We start from the raw sequence: 23,102 nt of genomic DNA on the forward strand, positions 1-23,102 counted from the left end.
GCCGACCGGGCGTGGAGATAGCGGCATTCAGACGACCACCCCCACGTCGTCCCGCACGATCCGCTTCATCGCCCGCTCGGCCACCGCCGCGATCGTCATCGAGGGATTGCACGCCGCGGCGGTGCCCGGCAGCAGCGCACCGTCGAGCACGTACAGCCCCTTCTGCCCCAGCACCCGCCCCTCCAGGTCGCAGGCCTCGCCCATGTTGACCCCGCCGAGCGGGTGCCACGTCGAGGGCACGAGCGCGTTGGTGTCCACGAGCACCGAGCCCAGCCCGGCGATCTGGTGCGCGCGGGGCGCGATCGCGCCGTACTGCACCGCGTGGTCGCCCTCGGGCAGCCAGCGGAGGTTGGCGGAGTCGGTGAGGCCGTCGTAGGCGAAGTGCCCGCGCGCCGCGCTCACGCCGTAGCCGACCATCATCGTGCTGCGCGGGTCGAGGTCGAGCCCGGCGATGCCGATGGGCGGGATCGACGCCTGGATGATGGTCGTCGCGCGCGCCGGGTCCGACCAGTCCTTGCTGCCGAAGACGACGGGGCCGCCCTGCGGCGTACCGAACCCGCGGAGCGGGTCCGACCACACGTAGATCCGGTCGGCGTTGGTGCCCCAGCCGCGGCCCACGGCGTCCGGGAGGTCGGGGATCGCGCCGGTCGCGGCGGCGCGCACGAGCATCTTCGTCGTGCCGACGCTGCCGGCGCCCATGACGAGCGTGGGCGAGGTGAGCACGACGGTCTCCTGGCGGGTGCCGCGCAGGTCGGTGCGCGCGGCGGTCACCTCCCACTCCCCCGCAGCGGTGCGCGCGACGTCGGTGACGCGGTGGAGGAGGCGTACCTCGAGCAGGCCGGTCTCCTCGGCGGCCTTGAGGTAGGTGACGTCGAGGCTGTGCTTGCCGCCGTTGTTGGCGCCGAGCGCGCAGTCGCCGTTGGTGAACGACGGCGGCAGCTCGTCGCGCAGCTCCCGCAGCGCGTAGCTCCAGTCGATCGGCATGGGGATCTTCTCGACGCTCTGCCCGGCGGCGAGGGCTCGCTCGCGGAAGGTGCGGGCGGCGCGGTACGGCGCGGAGGCGATCAGCTCGTCGGGAGCGGTGGCCAGGCGGAGCATGCGGGCGACCTCCGCGTAGTGCTCCGTCGCGAGCTCGTCGTAGTCCAGCCCCGCCGGGAACTCGTGCTCGAACACGGCACGGTCCGGCACGAGGCTCATGCCCTGGTAGGTGAGCGAGCCGCCGCCGTACCCCACCCCGCTCATCACCGTCATCGTCGGGCTGGGGGTGGCGTTGAAGATGCCGGCGTACGGCGCGGGGCTGAGCGGCCGGCCGAACAGCTCGGGGGCCGAGCCGTAGAAGAGCGCCCGCTCGTCGAGCGTGGCGACGGTCGGGAACGTGTCGCTGCCCGGGGCGACCGGCCAGCGGCGGCCCTGCTCGAGGAGGGTGACGGGTACGCCGGCCTGCGTCAGGCGGAGCGCGGCGACCGCGCCACCGAAGCCCGAGCCGATGATGACGACGCGGCGGCGGTCGCGGCGGACGGGGACAGTGGCCCAGGCGGGCCGGGCAAGACCGGCGACGGCAGCGGCAGCGGTGGCGCCTCCGATGAGGGCGCGACGGGACAGAGCAGGCATGGAGGACCTCCCGAGAAGGGGCTCAGAGCACGCTTGTGCACCGGAAACCTGACAGGTGTCTCACTTATCGTCAAGGGTTGGCGGTGGCTAGGCTCGCCGCATGAGTCGCCCGGAGGCCCAGCGCGCCGACGGACGACGGAGCCGCGAGGCGATCCTGGAGGCGGCCGAACGCCTGCTGCTGGCCGGCGAGGGACTGAGCGTCAGCGGCCTCGCCCGGGAGGCGGGCCTGACGCGGGCGACGTTCTACCGCCACTTCAGCGGCACCGAGGCCGTCCTCGACGCCCTGACCCGCTCCATCGCCGACACCGTGCTGCCGCAGCTGCTGGACGGCCTCGCCGACCTCCCCCTGTACGACGCGCTCGACCGCTTGGCGCAGGAGGTCGTGGCGGTGGCCGAGGCGTACCGGCACGTGCTGGTAAGCCAGCCGCACTCGATCGAGGACCTGGCGCGGTTGGTGGTGCCGGATGAGCCGATTGCTTCTTTTCTCGCAGATCGGCGGGCGGCGGGGGAGCTGGTGTCTGACTTGAGCGATGAGTGGCTGGCGCGGTGTGTGCGGGCGTTGTGCCTGGTGGCGATCACGGATGGGCGGACGGGGAACGTGGTCGCGGGTGAACTCGCCGGAGCGATGCAGCGGTTGATGCGATAGCGCCAGAGGCAACGAGCCTCACGCCCGTCTGAGTCGATGCCCGACTGTCACATAGAGATCACTTCCTCCGGGCGCCTGTGAGTGATGGCGCCGGCGTAGCCGTCGATGGTCGCTGACAGAAGAGCGTCCAGATCACCGCCGTAGTTGGCCTGTGCCATGCGCCTGACCGTCGTCGCCAGCGTCTTCCCGGCAATCAGCACGACGGGGTACTGGTCGTCGATGATCTCGATCTGTGCCTGCTTAGAGAACGAGCCCGTGGTCACGTACACCCCGATCCACCCGCGGCGCAGGCGGGCGACGACTCGTGCCACCTGCTCGGGGGAGACGGACGATGTCGGTTGGATGCACTTTGCCTGGCCGAGGACGACGACCGGAGTACTTGCTGACAGGGACCCCATGTCGATGCGCCCGATGAAGTCGACGCCGCCGTCGCCAGACGAACGCGAGAGCCATCCCTCCTTGTAGCGCGCTCCAGACTCTCGGAGCACCTCCGCAGCGACCTGGGAGGCGAGCAACTCGAAGGCGTGCTTACGGCCGTCATAGAACGTGTAGAGCGTCGAGAGAACGTCGGCATCGGGGGTTCCGGGTACCGGCTGCTGGTCCTTCGCCGCCTTCACGCTGCTCGCGAGAACGCGTCGACGCACGCCGGGTATCGCGACGCGACCCTCCTTCACCCACCGGACCCACGAGTCGGGCGCATACCGCAGAGCGGTCTCCGAATCGAGGTCGGGGTCGCGGCGGTCATCGATCCATCTCATGTCGATGCCGTCGATCTCGCGTCCGGCGACGACAGCGAGGTCCAATGCGATGTTCGGAAAGCTCTTTCCAGTCTCCGGGTCCCTCTGGACGACGTGTTCGAGGCGCTCAATGATCGCTGCGCCGCAGAACTCGACGTGACCCTTTACGATCGCGCGGCCACCCCGATAGACGGTCGTCGACCGGAAAAGGAGCAGGGGCGGGGCGAGCAGACGCTCCTGCCGCGTCGTCCCGGCATGGAGGCGTGCAGCTTCGAGGAGTAGGCGATTGCCCTTCGTCGCACCGGGGAGCCCTACGGTCGAGGGCTTGTGGTCTCCGAAGTAGCGGACATGCCCGTGGTCCAGATCGAACTCGTCGTGCCACGGATTGCTCTCGTGACCAGCCTTCCAGGGGCTCGAACGAATCGCGACCAGCGGCCGGCGCTGCCCGTCCGACCCAAACACCTCCGACGGTGCGTTGATACCGGCCTCCAGCATGACCTTCGGCCGACCGTTGGCGTCGGGACTCGTTAGCCAGTGATAGTTGATGAAGCCGTTGAGTTCGACGTCTCGCTGGTTGGCGCGTTGGGCGTAACGGAGCTCGTCGTGGACGAACACGTGCCGGGGGGTGTTGCCTAGACGCGCGCGGTCGTACCAACTGCTCTCGACCCGCTTGTCATCCACGGAGCTCAGCCTAGGGTCACGCAACCGATACGGTCTTGTACTCGCCGGCAGATCGACCCGTCGACCGGCCCTGCGAGCAGCGGCTAGCGGCCGGAATTGCTGAGATGTCGCGGCCAACCGGCGCACCGGGCCCCCACGTGTACCGCCTGTGCGTCAGCGGCTGACCGCATTTGCGTGAACTGCCGCCTGATGCGAGCGCTCACTTGGCCCGATAAGGCGCGGGTGTGTTCGGCGCCGCGCTGATTCCTGGTAGTGCGCGCACTGAACCAATCTGTTCAGACCGAGATGGCGCGCGCCATCACCTCCAAGTGGTTCATGATCGAAAATTCTTTGACCTTGCCGAGGCCGGGGAAATGCTGCCGCGCGTGAAGATCAACGAATGCCGCCAGGCCACGATTCGTCCGAATACTTGAATCCGACGCAAACCTGACCAACTTTTCGAGCGCCTCTAGAAACTTCCCCCCGGGGTCGTCCTGGGTCTCGTTGCTATCAGAGCAGAAGTGGCGTATCCGCACCATAGACCCCACCTGATAGGTCAGGTGGATAGCGACGGCGTACGCTGGCCCGCCCCCAACCTGAAAACTTCTCCCTAAGGTCAGGAAGTCGCTCAAGCCTGCATAACCCGCAGAACGAAATCCTGCAACCTGAGAATTGAAGATACTCTCCCCAAGGTTCAGGTAATCTTTATTTCGCGGCAATGCAGGAAATGGGTCAACAGAAAGAACCACAGGAAGACCACTGAGCGGCAAACCATAGGCCGCCGGAATGGTCCGGTCGGTGGCAATATTGTATCGAATGCTCCGGTAAGTGCGGCCGCTTAACCGAACTGACAAATCTGGTTCATGGAAGATATCGACAGGAAAATCATCTCCCGCAGCCCGACGGCCCTCAATCCAAGCAGACATCGCTTCATGGTCGGCAGACGCGTTCGACAGAACTGTAAGACCATGCCTCCGTATCAAACCGCTCGTCTGGAGAAAATCAGCAAGTTGCCGCCATTCACCGGGTCCAGAGAAGTGCCCGACCGATGGATTCAGGATCAATGAGCAAGTCAGCCCCGAGTCAGCTATCAGGTTCAACCTGGAGTCGAGCTTTGCATCCGGCTGCTGCACGATCTCAAAGATCGGCACCACGCTGCCGCCGACGAGGCTCGCGGCGGACGCGCGGACGCCTATAAGTTCATGTTGCCGCGCTCGCATCCTAGGAAAGTACATGCTTTACCTCCGTGTCTAACCAAATTCGCAAGCGCGCCATTTCAGTACGCTCTGGATCCAGACTCACCAACGCCGGTCGTAGCGGCGCCGGGAATCGTCGGAGCTCGGTTCGCGACATGTTCGTTCGCCTCCGCGAAAGCTGGCCCGCGAAGGCTCGATAGTAGTCCTCACGAACCAGTTCCACAGAAGAATCCAGAGCGGCCGCGAATATCCGCGTGTTCGGCAGATCCGGCAACTCCCGACCAGAATCCTTGAGAATCTGCGTGTACTCCGCTCGACGGAGCGATCGCATCATGGTGGAAACGTCCAGCGACTCGGCGGCGTAGGTGGCTTCGCGCACCTCGACCAACGACAGATCGTCATCGAGGGTGAGCAGACCGACATGATTGAACGCCGGTTCGGACATCACCCGGTTCATTACCCGTGGAGTTGCTACCAAACTGATTAGGGGCGCCACTTTGCCATAGCTTCGCAATTGCGCGGGTAGGCGGCCGTACCCATCAAGGTCGCTCTTTATCTCTACCGCGTGTGCGTCCTTGCCCACGAATAGGTAATCCACTACTGACTGCCCCACTCGGAACTCGGGGATGAGCAGCTTCAAGTCGGGTTGACGAAACTTGGCCAGTACGGCACGACGGTAAACAACGTCGCCGCGATAATTTCGACGCAGCCACCGGTCGCATGCCCAGATGCCGGATCGCACAGTCCGATCATCCTTGAGAAAACCAGCTTCTACGAGGTCCTCAACCGCGCGGCGGGCGACAAGCAGAGTCTTCTGATCCCGGCTCATTGCGGACCGGATGACTCGCGCCGAGAGCATCGCAATGGCTACTGCGTTGGCGGAAGAGTAGCCGTTCATGCGCCGCCAGCCGGGGGTCCGTACTGAAGCCAGTCGTACACCACAACCAACTTGGCATACTGGGTCGAACTCTCGAGACGAAGGTTACGGCGGACTTCGAGAAAGTCGCGGAGGCCCGCAGCATCCGTAGTGGCATCGAGCACAGCCCACGGGGCACTTAGCACGCCCTCCTCGCCTACTTTTGCTAGGAGTTGCGAGAAAGTGGTGGCGGACGACGTCCCCCGGTGGGACAAATTGGTTCGATCTCGGCGCATGTAAGCCAGGATCTTCGCAGGTACGGTGACCCCATCTACGAGTGCTCCGGTGTCATCTAGAAAGCCGCCGAGGCGAAGGTGCTTCCAATATGGCACAAACCAATTACTAGCGAACGACTTTCCGAAGGCCTCCTCGACAACTTGCTTGCTCGGAAGGCCGCGATCGGGGGCGCCAATAACATCGTCGACAAGATCCCACCGAGACAAACCGATAACGCCCTTAACAGTCATCTTGGCGCCGACGCCGAAAACGACGTCCAACGGGTCATCGGGCGAGTCGATATCGGAGATCTGAACCAGACGGCCATCGGGGTCGTTGCTTTTCACTAGCTCGTAAACCTGATTCTTCAACTGCCGGAGGACCCTTGCGGGGAGCGCACGTTCGCGTACTCCGAGCGCCCTGAAAACATCAATGAAGTCCGGAACCACGACCTCGTGGGCCTCGAGCGTCTCGCCCTCGACCTGAAGAGTCCGCGACCTCACGCCCTCTTCACCAGAAGAACTCCACCGTACGAAGATAAGTCGGTCCTTCAACTTCTCCGCGTTTTTCCCCCGCAGTGCGATGACAAGCGACCTCAGAATCTCCTGCACATTTGAATCACCGAGGCTATATCCGATGAAAATAACTGGATGCTCTACGAAAAAGGTCATCAACTTAGCGGCCAAGTAAGCATCGCGAGCCCTGAAGTCCTCGTAGTCTTCGTGCGTCACCACGATAGATTCGGGCGAATCGCACGAGCCGTGAATCATGTAGATCTCGGCAATTCCCTGCGGATCCGAAAAAAGGAGCTTGTCCTGTCCGGCGAACACGGTGTAATCAGGGAAAGCAACAGACAAAAGTTTATCGTAGTTTGTCGTCACGATGCCTTCGACATTTGCGGAGCGCAATGTCTCGAACTCCGCGGCATACGCAGGCGGAATGACAAATCCGACCAGTGAATCTGTGAAGAATTTAGCAATTTCGATTTTGAGCGCGGAAGCAGGTGTCGACACGTCGTCGGCATGCGCCGAGCGCGACGCCTCGAATCTGGAGTCGCTCCACCAAACCGGGTAGAAGTCGGCGGCAATCAGAGACGCGGCTGCGGTGAGATCGCCGGAGGCAAGCCCGCGATAGTACTCAAAGGGGTGGCTCGTGAACGCCGAGAAGTGTCGCAGAAGTCCCTCCCACGTCGGCAGGTCGGCGTATCTTCGAGAAAGTCCCGAACCTACGAAGAGGTATGGCGACGCCATCTTCCGCAGGTGTGACGACAAAAACTCATACGCTTCCCCCATGCCGGCAGTGTAACGTTTGCGAGAGCGGCGGAATGGGTTTTTGCAGATCCCATAGACGCGGTACTTTCGCACAACAGGCGAGCCTCGCGTGTGCCTCGCCGAGGTCTTCGTAGCGGAGCGAACCCAGCACGATGCCAGAACGCACCGGTGGAGATCGCACCGCGAAGGCTCCTCGAAACCTGTAGCCACGTCAGGGTCAGATCGGCTCGGCCCCCTGGCCGACGTTAGGTCGGCGACGAATCGAAGGGAGCGCGAACTTGGTGGAGCCTAGGGGACTCGAACCCCTAACCCCCTGCTTGCAAAGCAGGTGCGCTACCAATTGCGCCAAGGCCCCTCACGCGTCGTACCGACGCGGTGCGCCGCATCCGCGGCGCGAACACAAACTACTTGGACACCGGGTCCGTCGCCTCAGCCCAGAGCGTCTGCTCGGCCTTGCTCTCGTCCATCTTCTTCTTGGCCAGGAGCACCCCGCCGACGGCGAGCAGCGTGACGATGATCTTCTTCATGGACTCCGGGCCTCCTGAGCAGGTCGAACGACGTCCGAGGCTACCCCACCCGACTGACCGGTGACGCACCACCCGTTCGGGCCTACGATGCGTGGGCCAGGTCACATGCCACTGGCAGAGAGCACCGTCCAGACCGACCCTCGGGGGTAGAACGACATGAAGAAGCTCCTCCGCGCCGCAGCATGCGCGCTCACGCTCGGCCTCGCGACCGTCGCGGCCGGCTCCGGAACGACCGCGCAGGCCGCGGCCCCGACGTACCGCGAGGGCAACCTCGCCACCGCCGTAGCCAACTTCTTCGCGAGCCCGGCCTACCTGCCCGGCGTGAACAACTGGAGCTGCACGCCGAGCCCGGAGCACCCGGAGCCCGTCATCCTCCAGCACGCGACCTTCGTCAACTTCGGCTCCAACTTCGTGAAGCTCGCGCCGCGGCTGCTCAACGAGGGGTACTGCGTCTACGCGCAGAACTACGGCATGACCCTCTCCTCCTTTGGCCGCGTTGGCGGCCTCGGCGCGGTCGAGAAGTCGGTCGCCTCCTTCGGCGCCTTCGTCGACCAGGTGCGCACCCGCACGGGCTCCGCGAAGGTCGACGTCGTCGGGCACAGCCAGGGCGGCCTGATCGCCTACGCCTACATCAAGTCCGGTGGCGCCTCGAAGATCGACGACTACGTCGCGTGGGGCGGCAGCCAGAACGGCACCACCCTCAACGGCATCGCCACCCTCGGCCAGTCGCTCCGCCTCCTCGGCTTCGCGGAGGGCTTCGCCGGCCTCCTGCAGGCGCCCGGCGTCACCGACCAGGCGCGCGGCAGCCGCTTCATGAACCAGTTCCTCGCCGACCCGACCGTGCCCGCGGGCCCGGACTACCTGACGATCCAGACGCGGTACGACGCGGTCGTCACCCCCTACGCCACCCAGTCCATCCCGGGCGCCGAGAACGTCGTGCTCCAAGACCTGTGCGGCGACAACCGCGTCGGCCACGTCGGGCTGTTCCTCGACGAGCCGACCCTGCAGCTCACCGTCAACGCCCTCAACGGCGGCCCCGAGGGCTTCCAGCCCGAGTGCCGCGGCTACGGCCCGGCGCTCTGAGCTGAGACCGCAGTCGGCGAAGGCGCTCAGCGCTCCCTGAGCGCCTTCGCCGGCAGGTCCTCCACCGCGACGTACCCCTCGTCCACCAGCCGCCGCAGGAACCGGGCCACCGTGAAGCGCCGGCGCTTGGGGTCCCGCACCTCGACCGTCGGCACCTCGTCCCGTGTCACCAGCCGCGGCCACCACGGCACCCCGAGCACGCGCCGCCGCTCCCGCAGCTCGATCCGGTAGCGGAACACCTGCGCCGGCGTCCCCGGGGGCGAGTGCGCGTAGACCTGCAGGAAGTACGGCGCGGGCAGCTCCGGCAGGTTGAACTCCCGCGACGGCACCACGCTCACCCGCCGTAGCCTAGGTCGCGTCACGCGATTCCGGCACGATGGCTGCATGACCGAATGGGACGCCTTCACCGACGACCTCCTCGCCGCCCTCCGGACCGTCGGGGACCGCGTCTTCCTCATCGTCTCGGCGCGCGGCGACGACCTGGCCTACGTCCAGTTCGCCGGCGGTCCCGACGACATCGCCGCGGAGGCCTCCGGCGGGCACCCGGGAGCCCGGACCGGACTCCTCGCCGACCACGGCTGGCAGACGCCCCACCGCCGCGAGCCCAACTGGCGCTCCCCGCTGCTCGTCCCCGCGACCACAGCCGACCTCCGCGCCCTCGCCGCGCGTTGCGTCGCCGCGCTCCGCGTCGCCTACGGCACCAAGTCCCCCGCCGACCTCACCTACCGCGCCTGGCGCGAGCCGCAGTCCGCCCCACGGGGCGTCACCTGGCCGCAGAAGCGGTGGGACGACCTCGATCCCGGCGAGGACCCCCTGCGGTTCCCCGACCTCGAGCCCGACCGCGCTGTGCCCTCGGCCCCGACCCAGGCGGAGCGCGCGTCCTGGAAGGCCATGGACCCCGCCGACGTCGTCCGCGTGCTCGACCACTGGGCGACGCAGGCGTGGCCGCTCGCGGAGGACGCGGCGTACGACGTCGCCACCCAGCTCGGCTGGGAGATCGAGGTGGAGGACGGCAAGCGGTACGTCGTCAACCGGGCCGACGGCCTCACCCTCCCCGACGTGTCCCTCGAGAGGCGCCGGGGCCAGCTCAGCCGCCTGCGGCTGTGGACCACCGACGCCATCCGCGCCGTCTCCCGCGAGTCCGCCGCCTTCCTCGGGGACAGGTTCGCGGCGACCGCCGCAGCCGGTACGACGCGCTGGGGCCCCGCGACGGACGCCGAGGCCCGCCGGGACGACCCCGTGAGCCGCACCCGGCACTGGACCCTGGCGAACGGGGCCCGCATCGGGCTCAGCCTGTCCGCGAAGAGCGTCACCGCCGAGGTCATGAGCCCGCAGGGCGTCGCGTGGCAGCAGCAGGACGACGACAACTACTACGCCGGCTACTGACCCCCGCGCCGTACCCCCCGGGTCGTGGTGCGAGCCCTGCGGAAACCGGCGGCCTCACACCACGATCGGGGAGGGGAGAGACTCGACCAGCCCCGGACCGTCACACCCCACTGGCAGGATGCCGGGCATGTCAGCTCTCGCCACGGCGCTCGCCTACCGGCGCCTCGTCGAGCAGAGTGCCGCGCTCCGGCTCCTCCGGGCCGACCACGCCCCGGTGATCGCTGCAGTTCTCGCGGAGCACCTCGGCGCGCCGGGTGCCCGCATGGCGGCCGATGATCTCTACGAGCTCGTCGACGCCGACCTCGAGGTGCTGCGCGACCACGTCGACCTGCCGCAGAACGCCCGCGGCTACTGCGACGACTGGCGCTCGGCCGGATTCCTCGTGCGTCGGCCGGCTGCGGAAGCGCGCGGTGAGACCCTCGAGCTCTCGCCTGACGCCGTCGTGGCCCTGCGCATGCTCGCCCAGCTGGAGGCACCCCGCTCCGCGATCACGCAGTCCCGCCTGGTCAACCTCGCCCAGGCGGTGCGGCAGCTGGCGATCGACACCGATCCGGACGTGTCCCGGCGGCTCGACGCACTCCGCGCCGAGCGGCAACAGATCGACGAGCAGATCGCCCGGGTCGCCGCAGGCGAGGTCGATGTGCTCAACGAACGTCAGACGCGGGAGCGCCTGCAGGAGGTGCTCCTGCAGGCGCGCGACCTCCCCGGCGACTTCGCCGGTGTCCGCGCTCGCTTCGAGGAGCTGAACCACCAGCTGCGCGCCAGCATCCTCGACTCCGACGACCCGGGTTCGGTCCTCGACGACGTCTTCCGCGGCGTCGACCTCATCGAGTCCTCCGACGAGGGTCAGACCTTCAGCGCGTTCTCCGCGCTCCTCCGCGACGCCGAGCGGTCCTCCGAGCTCGAGTCCGATCTCGCCGCGGTGCTCGACCGCGCCGTGGTCGACATGCTCGAGCCGGCGTCGCGCCGTGCGCTGCGCTCGCTCGTGCGCGACCTGAAGCGCGGCAGCCGCGAGGTGCATGGCGTGCTGACGGAGTTCGCCCGCGGTCTGCGCCGTTACGTCTTCTCGCAGGAGTTCCAACGCGACCGGGCGCTGCGCGACGCCGTGCAGGAGGCGCTTGCCGCTGCGGTTCCCGCGAGCAGGCACCTCAAGCCGTACGCCGCGCTCGACCGCGAGCTGGAGCTCTCGACCCTCCGCATGGCGAGCGTCGGCGAGATCGCGGTCCACGACCCCACGGAGTTCGACACCGGCGCGACGCTCGCTGCCGCCGAGCCCGCCGAGGTCGACCTGGCAGCCCTCGCTGCGATCGCACGGGAGAGCGAGATCGACTTCGTGGAGCTCATCGACAACGTCAACGCGGTCGTCGACAGCCAGGGCGAGGTCACCGTCGCCGGGGTCCTCGCCGTCGCGCCCGCCACCCAGGGGCTGGCGAGCGTCGTGGGACTTCTCTCGCTCGCGATGGCGCACGGGCAGGTGAGGAGCGACGTGACCGAGCTGCTGGCGTGGACCGGCGCTGACGGCGTCCCCCGTGCCGCCGAGGTCATCACCCACGTGTTCACCAGGAGGATCGCATGACCGAGCGAACGGCGGAGTCGGAGCCCGGTGGCTTGTGGACCGGCGATCGAGGGCGCCTTCACGAGCAGTCTCGTCGTGCTCTGCTCGAGCTCCTCAAGGGTCCCTACCTGTCCGGTCGGCAGCGACCGCAGCTCTGGGTCGCACTGATCGCCGACGAGGCGGCGATCCGCTCGCGTCTCCACGACGTGTTCCTCGAGCTCGTCCTCGACCCCGTCGACGAGTTCGCGTTCACCCGCAAGGTGCGCACCACCGAGCTGGACGTCCCGAGTCCGCTCCGCACCGAGACGCTCACGTTCCTCGACACCGCGATGCTGCTCGTGCTCCGGCAGCAGGTGCTGGCCGCCCCGGGCGAGGCACGCGTGATCGTCGGGCAGGACGAGGTCTACGAGCGGCTGGACGTCTACCGCACGGGCGACGCGTCGACCTACCTGCGCAACCTCAACGGAGCCTGGGGTCGCATGATGAACAAGCTGCGGGTCATCCACGCCGCCGGCGAGGGCCGCGCGGAGATCTCGCCGGTGGTCAAGTTCCTGCTCGATCACGACCACGTCGTCGCACTCACCGCGGAGTACCGGCGAATCGCTGGTGCCGAGCCAGCCGTGACAGACCCGGCCGACGAGGAGGAGTCGTGAGCGAGGCTCTGTTCGAGCCGCCCGCCGGAGAGAGCCTGGCCGAGCCGCAGTGGCGGCTCGCGGAGGTGCAGGTGGCCAACTGGGGCACGTTCCACGACGCGATCTACCGCATCCCCATCGCCCGCAAGGGCCACCTCGTCACGGGTCCGTCGGGGTCGGGCAAGTCCTCCCTCCTCGACGCGATCGCCGCCGTGCTGACGCCCGACAAGTGGTTGCGCCTCAACCAGGCGGCCCAAGGTGGCCGGCGCCGCGACGACCAGCGGAGCGTCTACAGCTATGTCCGCGGCGCGTGGTCCCGCACCGTCGACGCCACCGAGGACAAGGTGGTGAGCGCCTACCTCCGCGACCGTGCCACCTGGAGCGGCATCGTGCTCCAGTTCGAGGACGGTCGCGGCAGCACCGTCTCCCTCGCGAGGATGTTCTTCCTCCGCGCCACCGCCTCGACCTCGGCCGAGGTCAACGACCTCTGCCTCCTGGAGCGCTCCGCCGTGGACCTCGAAGAGCTCCAGGGCTTCGTCACCGCCGGCATCGAGACTCGCAAGATCGCGCAACGGTGGCCGACGGCCGTCGTCACGAGCAACCACAGCCACAGCAAGTTCTACGCGCGGATGCGGTCGGTCTTCGGCATCGCGGAGGAGACCGCGCTCCAGCTGCTGCACAAGACGCAGGCCGCCAAGAGCCTCGACAGCCTCGACCAGCTGTTCCGCGACTACATGCTGCCGACCCCCGGCACGTTCGCCCTCGCCGACACTGCGGTCGAGCAGTTCGGCGAGCTGCGCGACGCCCACGAACGCGTGGTCCAGCTGCGTCGACAGCGCGACGACCTGCTGGCGCTGAAGGAGCACGCGGAGCGGTACGACGCGGCGCAGGACGCTGCCGACCGCACCCGCACGCTCATCGACGCCGTGCGTCCCTACCGCCTACGACGCACGCTCGGTCTCGCACGCACTGAGCTCGCCGCGCTCGAGGAACGTCTCCGCATGCTGACGATCGAGGTCGAGCAGGCGGACACGGCGCACGCGGCCGCCCGGACGACCTGCGCGGACGCGGAGAGGCGCGTGCAGTCCCTCGGCGGTGCGGAGGTGGACCGCCTGCAGGAGCGGATCCGCGTCGCCCGCGAGACGGTCGACGCTGTTCGTGACCGCTGGCGGGAGTTCGACACGTCGCTGCGCTCCGTCGGTGTCGACGGTGCCCCGGAGGATGCGGACGGCTTCGCGGAGCTCGTCCGCGCCATCGACGAGATCCTCGCCCAGGAACCACCCCCCGGGATGGGCCACGAGCAGATGCGAGCGCTGGCGGAGGCCCGCGCCGAGGTGCAGCGCCTCGACCGGGAGATCACCTCGATCCGCACCACCGGCAGCACGGTGCCCGACGACCTCCTGACGATCCGCGGCGCGCTGGCGCTCGACCTCGGCGTACCGGTCGCAGCCCTCCCCTTCGCAGCCGAGCAGCTCGAGGTCCGCGCCGACCACGCCGACTGGACCGGGGCGATCGAACGCGTGCTGCGGCCCTTCGCGCTCACGCTGCTGGTGCGTCCGGAGCACCTGGCCGCCGTACGGCGCTGGATCGACGCCCGCTCGCTGCGCGCACGAGTCGTGTTCGAGGAGGCGGGTGCCTCCGCCCCGCCCGTGCGTCCCGCCCGGTCCGACCTCTCGCTCGTCCACCGGGTGACCGTCGCGCCCGGCCCCTTCTCTGCGTGGATCGCAGGCCAGCTCTCGGAGCGGTACGACTATGCCTGCGTCGCCTCGCCCGACGCCTTGGGCGACCACGTGCGGGCCGTGACCGTCAACGGCCAGCTCAAGACGTCTCGCACGCGCTACGAGAAGGACGACCGCCGGCGCATCGACGACCGCGGGCGGTGGGTGCTCGGCGACCGGGACGGGAAGCTGGAGGCTCTCAGCGTGCAGCATCGAGAGGCCACGATCCGGCGGGGCGAGCTCGAGGACGCCGCCAACCGATCCGACCGGGACCGCACGGCGGCGGTCAGCCGTCAGGCCGTCCTCCGCACCTTGCGGCGTCAGAGCTGGGGCGACATCGACCGACGCGGAGCCGCGGCCGCGGTGGCGTCGCTCGAGCAGCAGCTCCTCGAGGTCTCCGCGAACCGTGGCGACCTCCATGCTGCGCTGACTGCTCAGCACCAGGCACAGCAGCAGCTGGATGCAGCAACAGTGCAACGGGACGAGCTGCGCTTCCAGCTGCGCAGCGCGAACGGTGCGCGCGCGACGGTGACCGCCGTCGTGGCCGAGATCGAGGGCGACGTCGCCTCCGGTGCCGTCGCCGAGATCGACGCCGGGACGACCGCTGCCCTCGACGAGCGGTTCCGTCGCCACGGTGGGCGCCGGATCACGCGCGAGCGGATCGGCGACATCTCCCACGACGTGACGCAGCAGCTGGGCCAGGAGAACACCGCGGCGCTCAGCGCGGTCGCCACTGCGGGAAACGACGTGGTCGGGGCGGCCACCCACTTCAACGACCACTGGCCCGCTGCGGCAGCGACCGCCGAGCTCGTGGCGACCGTGGGCGACCGTGGCGCCTACCTCGACCTCTTGGACTCGATCGTTGCCCAGGGGCTCCCCGACCACGAGGCGAACTTCCTGCGTCTGCTCCGCGACCGCTCCCGCGACCTCATCGGCGAGCTCGTCAGCGACATCCACGACGCGCCACGCGAGATCGAAGAACGGATCCGCCCCGTCAACGCCTCCCTCCGTCGCTCGCCGTTCGACGAGGGCAGGTTCCTGAAGCTCCGGATCAAGACAAGACGTACGGAAACGGTCCACCGCTTCCTCGCCGATCTGCGCTCCGTCGTGGACGGGAGCTGGACCGACGACGACGTTGCTTCCGCGGAGCGGCGGTTCGCAGTCCTCGCCGACCTCATGCGCAGGCTCGCCTCGAGCGACCACGTCGACCGCACCTGGCGCCTCCAGTGCCTCGACACCCGCCTGCACGTGACCTTCCTCGCCGAGGAGATCGACGATCTGGGGCGCGTCCAGGCGACGTACGACTCGGGCGCCGCGATGTCCGGTGGCCAGCAGCAGAAGCTCGTGATCTTCTGCCTGGCGGCAGCGCTGCGCTACCAGCTGGCCGACACCGATGACGCCGTGCCCCGCTACGGCACGATCGTGCTCGACGAGGCGTTTGACAAGGCGGACACGCGCTACACGCGCATGGCGCTCGACGTCTTCGTCGAGTTCGGCTTTCAGATGGTGCTCGCGACACCGCAGAAGCTCCTGCAGACCATCGAGCCGTATGTCGGGGGCGCCACCTCGATCGAGAACCCCACCCGACGGCTCTCGACCTTCGCCGACATCCCCTGGAGCGAGCGCCGCGAGGAGGAGACGTGATCGACATCGATACCGCCCGGCGCTCCGCCCGGGACCGCCTCGCCGCCCGGCTGGGTGACTGGGCGACCCAGGAGCCCGAGGCCCCGGCGCTGTCCGTGCCGCTCAAGCCGCCGTCGGAGCGAGCTGCTCTCGCTGATCAAGGGCTCACCGAGGCGTGGGTGCGCAGCTGGAGGTCGCTCGTCCTCCCCGCCGGGGCGAGGGTCGACTGGGAGACCCGCTCGTGGCGACGCATCGGACGCCAGGACGTCCCGGTCCGCCTCCGACTCGACGACGCGGGCGCCGTCGCGGCCTTCGGCGGCGGCGTGCCCCGGCAGGAGTGGAGGCTCCTCGTTGCACGGGTGGCACGCCTTCGGGATGCCCTGGGGGCATCTCCCGAGCTCGACGCGGTGATCCGCCGCCACCGTGCGGGCCTCGTCGGGTGGGACGACATGCGGTTCGCGCAGGTCGTCGCGGTGTCGAGCTGGTTGGCGTCGACCTCCGTGCGCGGGCTCCGACCGCGGCAGATCCCCGTCCGTGGCGTCGATACCAAGTGGTTCGCCGCGCACCGTGCGGTCGTGACCGACCTGCATGCCGCCGCCACGGGGTCTCGCGACCTCGGTCTGGTGGAGGCCGACCGATTGATGCGCCTACGCATCCTCGATCCCGCACTGGCGATCGGCGGCCTCCGTGACCTGGCCGTACCGGCGGTGCAGCTGACCGCAGCTTCGATGCGCCCTCGCCTCGTGTTCGTGATCGAGAACCTTGAAACCGTGCTCGCCCTGCCCGACTGGCCCGGAGCAGTCGCGGTGCACGGATCCGGGTACGCCGTCGACGCGGTCGCCGGTCTGCCCTGGGTCACCGAGAGCCGCGTCGTCTACTGGGGCGACCTCGATTCCCACGGCTTCGCCATCCTGCACCGTCTCCGCACCCACGTGCCGCATGCTGTGACGGCACTCATGGACGAGGACACCCTGCTCGCGCACCGCGACCTCTGGGTGGCGGAACCGACGCCCACCCGCGCCGAGCTGCCCACCCTGACAGCACTGGAGCGTCGCGCCCTGACCCGCCTACGCGCCGAGGGGGACGTTCGACTCGAGCAAGAGCGCATCCCCTGGTCCACCGCCCTGGCGGGGCTGAAGGACGCTGATCACTGATCGCGCCCATGGTGGACTGAGAACTGCGCGCCTGGGACACCCTGCGCGTGATTCGGGCTGATCCAATTGCACAGTTCCGCCCCGCCCCGCCCGGCGCGTGCAGCCGCCAGCCCGGCGCCACGGACCACCCGCGCCGTACCCCCGGCGTGGTGTGAGCCCTGCGGAAAGTGAAGGCCTGGCACCACGACCCGGGCCAGGGAGAGCCAGGGCCCGCCACCGCCCCGGGAACTGTGCGCCTGGGACACCCCGCTGGCGATCTCACCTGCTCCAGGTGCACATTTCGGCACCCCCGCGCCCCCCCGCGCCGCGCCGCGCCGCGCGACACCGGCCCCGCGCCACGGGCACCCCCGCGCCGTACCCCGGGTCGTGGTGTCAGCCCTGCGGAAACCAGCGGCCTCACACCACGACCCGGAGAAGCACGAGAAAACCCAGAACGCCCCGCGGAGATCCGCGGGGCGTTCGTGGTGGGTGGGCCTAACAGGACTTGAACCTGTGACCTCTTCCTTATCAGGGAAGCGCTCTAACCGTCTGAGCTATAGGCCCGTGGCTGGTGCCGGGGGAACACTACTAGAGCCCCACGGCACCGCCAAAACCGGGTGAACTCGCTGCTCAGCGCTCCTCGGCGAGGGTCACGTCGATGCCGCCGAGCAGCGCCGCCGCGAGGTTGTAGAGGAAGGCGCCGAGCGTCGCCATCGCGGTGATGAGCACGACGTCGACGGCCGCGATGAGCAGCGTCAGGCCCATGACCCGGGACATGCCCACGTAGCCCTCGATGTCGAAGCTGTCGGCGTCGGAGCCCACCACGTCGGCGATCGTCGAGTTGATGGAGTCCCACACGCCGGCGGCGTCGAGGACGGTCCAGACGATGAAGACGGAGACGACCGTGACGATCGCGAACGCGATCGACAGCAGGAACGCCGTCTTCATCACCGACCACGGGTCGATGTGGGTCAGCCGCAGCCGTGCCCGGCGCACGCGCCGCTTCTGGCGCGCCGCCGCAGCGGCCTGGCCGCCGGTCGAGCCAGCCGGTCCAGCGCCTTGGCCGGAGCCGGCAGAGCCAGCACCCGGGCCGACCGGGTTCGGCCGCACGGCCGTCCCGGTGCGGGAGTCGTCGGTCATCACGCCTCGCCTTCAGTTGCGTCCACGTCGGGCTCGTCGGTGCCCTCGCTGGTAGCGATTGTTGCATCCGCCGCGCCGTCGGCCACCGGCTCCGCCGTGACGGCGCTCTCCACCGGGTCGTCGGTGACGGGCTCGCCGCCCTCCGGGGCCTCCATGCCGTTCTCGTCGAGGACCTCCTCGGCGCGGGCCTCGACCGACCGCGCGACCACGGCCACGGCGTCGCCCGACTTCGGCGTCACGAACTTCACGCCCATCGTCGAACGACCCGTCACACGGAAGTCGTCGTTGATGGGACTGCGCACGACCTGGCCGGTCTGGGTGATCGACAGGACCTCGTCGCCCTCCTCCACGATGAACGCGCCGACGAGGCCGCCGCGGTCCTCGTTGGCGAGGGCCATCGCCTTGATGCCGAGGCCGCCGCGCGACTGGGTGCGGTACTCGCTGATGCGCGTGCGCTTCGCGAAGCCGCCGTCGGTGATGGTGAAGACGTACTGCTCCTTCACCCCCGGCAGCGCGCCCGGCGCGGTCGACTCGCCGGCGGCCTCCGCGGCAGCCGCCGCGGCCTCCTCGGCCTCGACCTGCGAGGAGCGGATGACCGACATCGACAGCGTCTGGTCGCCCTCGCGGAACTTCATGCCCGTCACGCCCGACGTCGCGCGACCCATCGGCCGCAGCTGGCTGTCGTCGGCCGGGAAGCGGATCGCCTGGCCCTTGCGGGACACGAGCAGGATCTCGTCGCGGTCGTCCACCAGCTCGGCGCCGATGAGCTCGTCGTCGTCCTCGCGGAAGTTGATCGCGATGACGCCCGCCTGCCGCGGCGAGTTGTAGTCGCCCAGCCGCGTCTTCTTCACGAGACCGTTCCGCGTGGCCAGCACGAGGTACGGCGCCTGGTCGTAGTCGCGGATCGCCAGCACCTGGGCGATCTCCTCGTCGGGCTGGAAGCTGAGGAGACCGGCCACGTGGCCGCCCTTCGCGTCACGGCCCGCCTCGGGCAGGTTGTAGACCTTCGTGCGGTAGACCCGACCGGCCGTCGTGAAGAACAGCAGCCAGTGGTGGCTCGTCGTCGCGATGAAGTGCTCGACGACGTCGTCGCCGCGCAGGGACGCGCCCCGCACGCCCTTGCCGCCGCGCTTCTGCAGCCGGTACTGGTCCGCCCGCGTGCGCTTGGCGTACCCGCCGCGCGTGATCGTGACGACCTGGTCCTCGTCGGGGATCAGGTCCTCCATCGACATGTCGCCGGCGGCCGCGATGATCTGCGTGCGGCGGTCGTCGCCGTACTTGTCGACGATGACCGCGAGCTCCTCGGCCACGATCTCGCGCTGCCGCAGCTCGCTCGCGAGGATCGCCTCGAGCTCGGCGATCAGCTGCTCGAGCTCGGCGAGCTTGTCGATGATCTTCTGGCGCTGCAGCGCGGCGAGCTGGCGCAGCTGCATCGCGAGGATGTGGTCGGCCTGGACGTCGTCGACGTCCAGCAGCTCGATGAGGCCCTGCTTCGCCTCGGCCACGTCGGGCGAGCGCCGGATGAGGGCGATGACCTCGTCGAGCGCGTCCAGCGCCTTGACGAGGCCCCGCTGCACGTGGGCCTCCTCCTCGGCCTTCCGCAGGCGATACCGCGTACGGCGCTGGATGACCTCGATCTGGTGCGCCACCCAGTTCGAGATGAAGGCGTCGAGGCTCAGCGTGCGGGGCACCCCGTCGACGAGCGCCAGCATGTTGGCGCTGAAGTTGGTCTGCAGCTCCGTGTGCTTGAGCAGGTTGTTGAGCACCACCCGCGCCACGGCGTCGCGCTTGAGGACGACGACGATGCGCTGGCCCACGCGGGAGGACGTCTCGTTGCGCACGTCCGCGATGCCCTGGACCTTGCCGGCGTCGGCCAGCTCGGCGATCTTCATGAGGAGGTTGTCGGGGTTCACCATGTAGGGCAGGTCCGTGATGACCAGCACGGTGCGGCCCGACTTGTCCTCGTCGACCTCGATGATCGCGCGCTGGGTGATGGACCCGCGGCCGGTGCGGTAGGCCTGCTCGATGCCCTCCTTGCCGACGATGAGCGCACCGTTGGGGAAGTCGGGGCCCTTGATCCGCTCGAGGAGCGCTTCGAGCAGCTCCTCCCGCGTCGCGTCGGGGTGGTCGAGCGCCCACTTGGCACCCTCCGCGATCTCCCGGAGGTTGTGGGGCGGGATGTTGGTCGCCATGCCGACCGCGATGCCGGCCGATCCGTTGACGAGCAGGTTGGGGAACCGCGCCGGCAGGATGGAGGGCTCCATCGTCTTGCCGTCGTAGTTCGGCACCATGTCGACGGTGTCCTCGTCGATGCCGCGCACCATCTCCATGGCGAGCGGCGCCATCCGGCACTCCGTGTACCGCATCGCGGCCGCAGGGTCGTTGCCCGGCGAGCCGAAGTTGCCCTGGCCGTTGACCAGCGGGTTGCGCATCACCCAGGGCTGCGCCAGGCGCACGAGGGTGTCGTAGATTGCCGAGTCGCCGTGGGGGTGGTAGTTACCCATGACGTCACCGACGACGCGGGCGCACTTGTTGAAGCTGCGGTCGGGACGGTAGCCCCCGTCGTACATCGCGTAGAGCACGCGTCGGTGCACCGGCTTCAGGCCGTCGCGCACGTCGGGCAGCGCGCGCCCGACGATGACCGCCATCGCGTAGTCGATGTAGGACCGCTTCATCGACTCCTGCAGGTCGATGGGCCGCACCCGCGGGTCGGACCCGTCGGGGCCCTCCGGGCCACCGGTCAGGTCCGTGGGGATCTCGGTCACGATTGCTCTCTCTCCGTGTTGCTAGCGATGTCCAGGACTCACGCGGCGCGGCCCCGTGGGGCCGCACCGTGCCTAGATGTCGAGGAAGCGGACGTCCTTGGCGTTGCGCTGGATGAAGGAGCGGCGCTGGTCCACGTCCTCACCCATGAGGATCGAGAAGATCTCGTCCGCCTGGGCCGCGTCCTCCAGCGTCACCTGCAGCAGCACCCGGTTGTCCGGGTCGAGCGTGGTCTCCCACAGCTCGTCGGCGTTCATCTCGCCCAGACCCTTGTAGCGCTGGATGGCCGATTCCTTGGGCAGCTTCTTGCCGTTCGCCTGGCCGTCGCGGAGCACGGCGTCGCGCTCGGCGTCGGAGTAGACGTACTCGTGCTCGTGGGGCTTGTTCCACTTGATCCGGTACAGCGGCGGCTGCGCGAGGTAGACGTAACCGCCCTCGATGAGCGGCCGCATGAAGCGGAACAGCAGCGTCAGCAGCAGCGTGTTGATGTGGTGGCCGTCGACGTCGGCGTCGGCCATCAGCACGATCTTGTGGTAGCGCAGCTTGGCGACGTCGAACTCGTCGTGCACGCCCGTGCCGAGCGCCGAGATGATCGCCTGCACCTCCTGGTTGGCCAGGACCTTGTCGATGCGCGCCTTCTCGACGTTGAGGATCTTTCCGCGGATCGGGAGGATCGCCTGGATGCGGTTCTCCCGGCCCATGACGGCGGAGCCGCCGGCCGAGTCACCCTCGACGATGAAGACCTCGCACTCCTCGGGGCTGCGCGAGCTGCAGTCGCGCAGCTTGCCCGGCAGGCCGCCGCCACCCAGCAGGCCCTTGCGCTTGCGCGCCATGTCACGGGCGTTGCGAGCCGCGAGGCGCGCGGAGGCCGCGGCCATGGCCTTGCGGATGATGTTCTTGCCGTCCGACGGGTTCTGCTCGAGCCACGCGCCGAGCTGATCGTTGACCACCGACTGCACGAAGCCCTTCGCCTCGGTGTTGCCCAGCTTCGCCTTCGTCTGGCCCTCGAACTGCGGGTTCGAGATCTTGAGGCTGATGATCGCGGTGAGCCCCTCGCGGATGTCGTCACCCGTGAGGCGCTCCTCCTTCTTCTTGATGAGGCCCCACTCCTCGCCCCACCGGTTCATCAACGTCGTCAGCGCCGCCCGGAAACCCTCCTCGTGCGTGCCGCCCTCGGGGGTGTTGATGGTGTTCGCGAAGGTGTGGACCGACTCGTTGTAGGACGTCGTCTGCCACTGCATCGCCAGCTCGAGGCTCATCGGGTTGGGCGCGCTGTCACCGGTCTCCGCCTCGGCGGCGATGATCGGGCTGACCGCGGTCTTCTTCTTGTTGAGGAAGTCGACGTAGTCGGCCAGACCGCGGTCGTACTGGAAGACCTGCTCCAGCGTCCTGACCCCGTCGACCTCGGCGACGTGGATGTCGGAGGAGGACGCCTCCGCCGCATCGTCCTCGACGCCCGTTCCCCCCTCGACGGCCTCGGCGAGACCTTCGGCCTGCGGCCGCGCGTCGCGCAGCTCGATGCGGAGGCCCTTGTTGAGGAACGCGGTCTCGCGGAAGCGGGTCGTGATCGTCTCGAGCTTGTAGGTCGTCGTCTCGAAGACGTCCGGCGACGCCGTCCACGTGACGGTCGTGCCCGTGGCCTCGCCGTCCTCCAGGGGCCGCACCTGGCGCAGCGCGTAGTCGGGAACGCCGGAGGAGAACTCCTGCTCCCAGACGTGCCCGCGGTTCTTGATCTCGAGCCGGAGCGACGACGACAGCGCGTTGACGACCGAGGAGCCGACACCGTGGAGACCACCGGAGACCTTGTAGCCGCCACCGCCGAACTTGCCGCCCGCGTGGAGCACCGTGAGGGCGAGCGTGGCGGCCGGGAGCTCCTGGCCGGGGGCGGTGTCGGTCGGGATGCCACGACCGTTGTCGGAGACGCTGACCGAGCCGTCGGCGTTGACCGTCACCTTGATGGTGTCGCAGTGGCCCGCCAGCGCCTCATCGACCGCGTTGTCCACGATCTCCCAGATGAGGTGGTGCAGGCCCCGCTCACCGGTGGACCCGATGTACATGCCCGGGCGCTTGCGGACGGCCTCGAGGCCCTCGAGCACCTGGATGGCCGACGCGTCGTAGTTGCCGTCCTCCACCAGGGAGGAGGAGACCTTCTCGGCCGGTGGCTGCTGCTCCGCGGCTTCCTCCAGTGCCTCGTCCTGCGACTGCGGCTCCTGGGGCTCCTGCGGCTGCTCGACCTGCTCGTCGCTCAAGGCGACTCCTCTTCTCTCGACCCGGGCGCCTCCGGTCACT

At 68.6% G+C, this 23,102-nt stretch carries 17 protein-coding genes and 2 tRNA genes; 7 read left to right on the plus strand and 12 right to left on the minus strand.

Features of this window, described 5'->3' with window-relative positions; translation table 11 throughout:
- Nucleotides 1-27: 27 nt before the first annotated feature.
- The gene (locus G3T38_RS07225; protein ID WP_163771445.1) at nt 28-1,611 is read right to left on the minus strand and encodes a GMC oxidoreductase; all 1,584 of its coding nucleotides are present in this window, start codon (nt 1,609-1,611) and stop codon (nt 28-30) included.
- A 100-nt stretch (nt 1,612-1,711) separates the two neighbouring features.
- Between G3T38_RS07225 and G3T38_RS07230 the strand changes: the two genes are divergently transcribed.
- Nucleotides 1,712-2,257: a TetR/AcrR family transcriptional regulator gene (locus tag G3T38_RS07230; protein WP_163771447.1), complete on the plus strand. Its 546-nt coding sequence runs from the start codon at nt 1,712-1,714 to the stop codon at nt 2,255-2,257.
- A 47-nt stretch (nt 2,258-2,304) separates the two neighbouring features.
- Here the strand turns inward: G3T38_RS07230 and G3T38_RS07235 are convergent, their stop codons facing one another.
- The 6 genes from G3T38_RS07235 to G3T38_RS21485 form a co-directional block, all read right to left on the minus strand.
- Nucleotides 2,305-3,675, minus strand: a complete 1,371-nt coding sequence (locus tag G3T38_RS07235; RefSeq protein WP_163771449.1) for a restriction endonuclease — start codon at nt 3,673-3,675, stop codon at nt 2,305-2,307.
- A 275-nt stretch (nt 3,676-3,950) separates the two neighbouring features.
- On the minus strand, nt 3,951-4,874 hold the full coding sequence (locus G3T38_RS07240) for a sce7725 family protein (RefSeq protein ID WP_163771451.1): 924 nt from the start codon (nt 4,872-4,874) through the stop codon (nt 3,951-3,953).
- 1 nt (nt 4,875) lies between these two features.
- Nucleotides 4,876-5,748: a sce7726 family protein gene (locus G3T38_RS07245; RefSeq protein WP_163771453.1), complete on the minus strand. Its 873-nt coding sequence runs from the start codon at nt 5,746-5,748 to the stop codon at nt 4,876-4,878.
- A complete protein-coding gene (locus G3T38_RS07250; protein ID WP_163771455.1) occupies nt 5,745-7,274 on the minus strand; it encodes an SIR2 family protein in 1,530 nt (509 codons plus the stop codon). Before G3T38_RS07250 ends, G3T38_RS07245 begins: the two co-directional genes overlap by 4 nt.
- Nucleotides 7,275-7,532: 258 nt before the next feature.
- Nucleotides 7,533-7,608, minus strand: a tRNA-Ala gene (locus G3T38_RS07255).
- Between the two features lie 49 nt (nt 7,609-7,657).
- Nucleotides 7,658-7,780: a DLW-39 family protein gene (locus tag G3T38_RS21485; RefSeq protein WP_241728597.1), complete on the minus strand. Its 123-nt coding sequence runs from the start codon at nt 7,778-7,780 to the stop codon at nt 7,658-7,660.
- 156 nt (nt 7,781-7,936) lie between these two features.
- Between G3T38_RS21485 and G3T38_RS07260 the strand changes: the two genes are divergently transcribed.
- Nucleotides 7,937-8,863 (plus strand): esterase/lipase family protein, encoded by a 927-nt coding sequence (locus G3T38_RS07260; RefSeq protein ID WP_163771457.1) that lies wholly within the window; start codon nt 7,937-7,939, stop codon nt 8,861-8,863.
- Between the two features lie 26 nt (nt 8,864-8,889).
- Here G3T38_RS07260 and G3T38_RS07265 read toward each other — a convergent pair whose 3' ends face one another.
- The gene (locus G3T38_RS07265; protein WP_163771459.1) at nt 8,890-9,201 is read right to left on the minus strand and encodes a hypothetical protein; all 312 of its coding nucleotides are present in this window, start codon (nt 9,199-9,201) and stop codon (nt 8,890-8,892) included.
- Between the two features lie 46 nt (nt 9,202-9,247).
- Between G3T38_RS07265 and G3T38_RS07270 the strand changes: the two genes are divergently transcribed.
- From G3T38_RS07270 to G3T38_RS07290, 5 genes are all read left to right on the plus strand, one after another.
- The gene (locus G3T38_RS07270; protein WP_163771461.1) at nt 9,248-10,249 is read left to right on the plus strand and encodes a DUF6301 family protein; all 1,002 of its coding nucleotides are present in this window, start codon (nt 9,248-9,250) and stop codon (nt 10,247-10,249) included.
- A gap of 127 nt (nt 10,250-10,376) precedes the next feature.
- Complete coding sequence (locus G3T38_RS07275; RefSeq protein WP_163771463.1) at nt 10,377-11,825, plus strand: DUF3375 domain-containing protein; 1,449 nt, start codon at nt 10,377-10,379, stop codon at nt 11,823-11,825.
- Nucleotides 11,822-12,457: a DUF4194 domain-containing protein gene (locus tag G3T38_RS07280; protein ID WP_163771465.1), complete on the plus strand. Its 636-nt coding sequence runs from the start codon at nt 11,822-11,824 to the stop codon at nt 12,455-12,457. The genes G3T38_RS07275 and G3T38_RS07280 overlap by 4 nt, the downstream gene beginning before the upstream one ends.
- Entirely contained in the window at nt 12,454-15,798 is a 3,345-nt protein-coding gene (locus tag G3T38_RS07285) for an SbcC/MukB-like Walker B domain-containing protein (RefSeq protein ID WP_163771466.1), read from the plus strand. Before G3T38_RS07280 ends, G3T38_RS07285 begins: the two co-directional genes overlap by 4 nt.
- Nucleotides 15,795-16,931, plus strand: a complete 1,137-nt coding sequence (locus G3T38_RS07290; protein WP_163771468.1) for a Wadjet anti-phage system protein JetD domain-containing protein — start codon at nt 15,795-15,797, stop codon at nt 16,929-16,931. Before G3T38_RS07285 ends, G3T38_RS07290 begins: the two co-directional genes overlap by 4 nt.
- Before the next feature lie 469 nt (nt 16,932-17,400).
- Here the strand turns inward: G3T38_RS07290 and G3T38_RS07295 are convergent.
- From G3T38_RS07295 to gyrB, 4 genes are all read right to left on the minus strand, one after another.
- Nucleotides 17,401-17,474 (minus strand) — tRNA-Ile (locus tag G3T38_RS07295).
- A gap of 66 nt (nt 17,475-17,540) precedes the next feature.
- A complete protein-coding gene (locus tag G3T38_RS07300) occupies nt 17,541-18,050 on the minus strand; it encodes a DUF3566 domain-containing protein (RefSeq protein ID WP_163771470.1) in 510 nt (169 codons plus the stop codon).
- Nucleotides 18,050-20,815, minus strand: a complete 2,766-nt coding sequence (gene gyrA, locus G3T38_RS07305) for a DNA gyrase subunit A (RefSeq protein WP_163771472.1) — start codon at nt 20,813-20,815, stop codon at nt 18,050-18,052. Before gyrA ends, G3T38_RS07300 begins: the two co-directional genes overlap by 1 nt.
- Nucleotides 20,816-20,887: 72 nt before the next feature.
- Entirely contained in the window at nt 20,888-23,062 is a 2,175-nt protein-coding gene (gene gyrB, locus G3T38_RS07310; protein WP_420846772.1) for a DNA topoisomerase (ATP-hydrolyzing) subunit B, read from the minus strand.
- Nucleotides 23,063-23,102 lie beyond the last annotated feature (40 nt).

It is taken from the genome of Nocardioides zeae (assembly GCF_010686755.1).
Lineage (GTDB): Bacteria > Actinomycetota > Actinomycetes > Propionibacteriales > Nocardioidaceae > Nocardioides > Nocardioides zeae.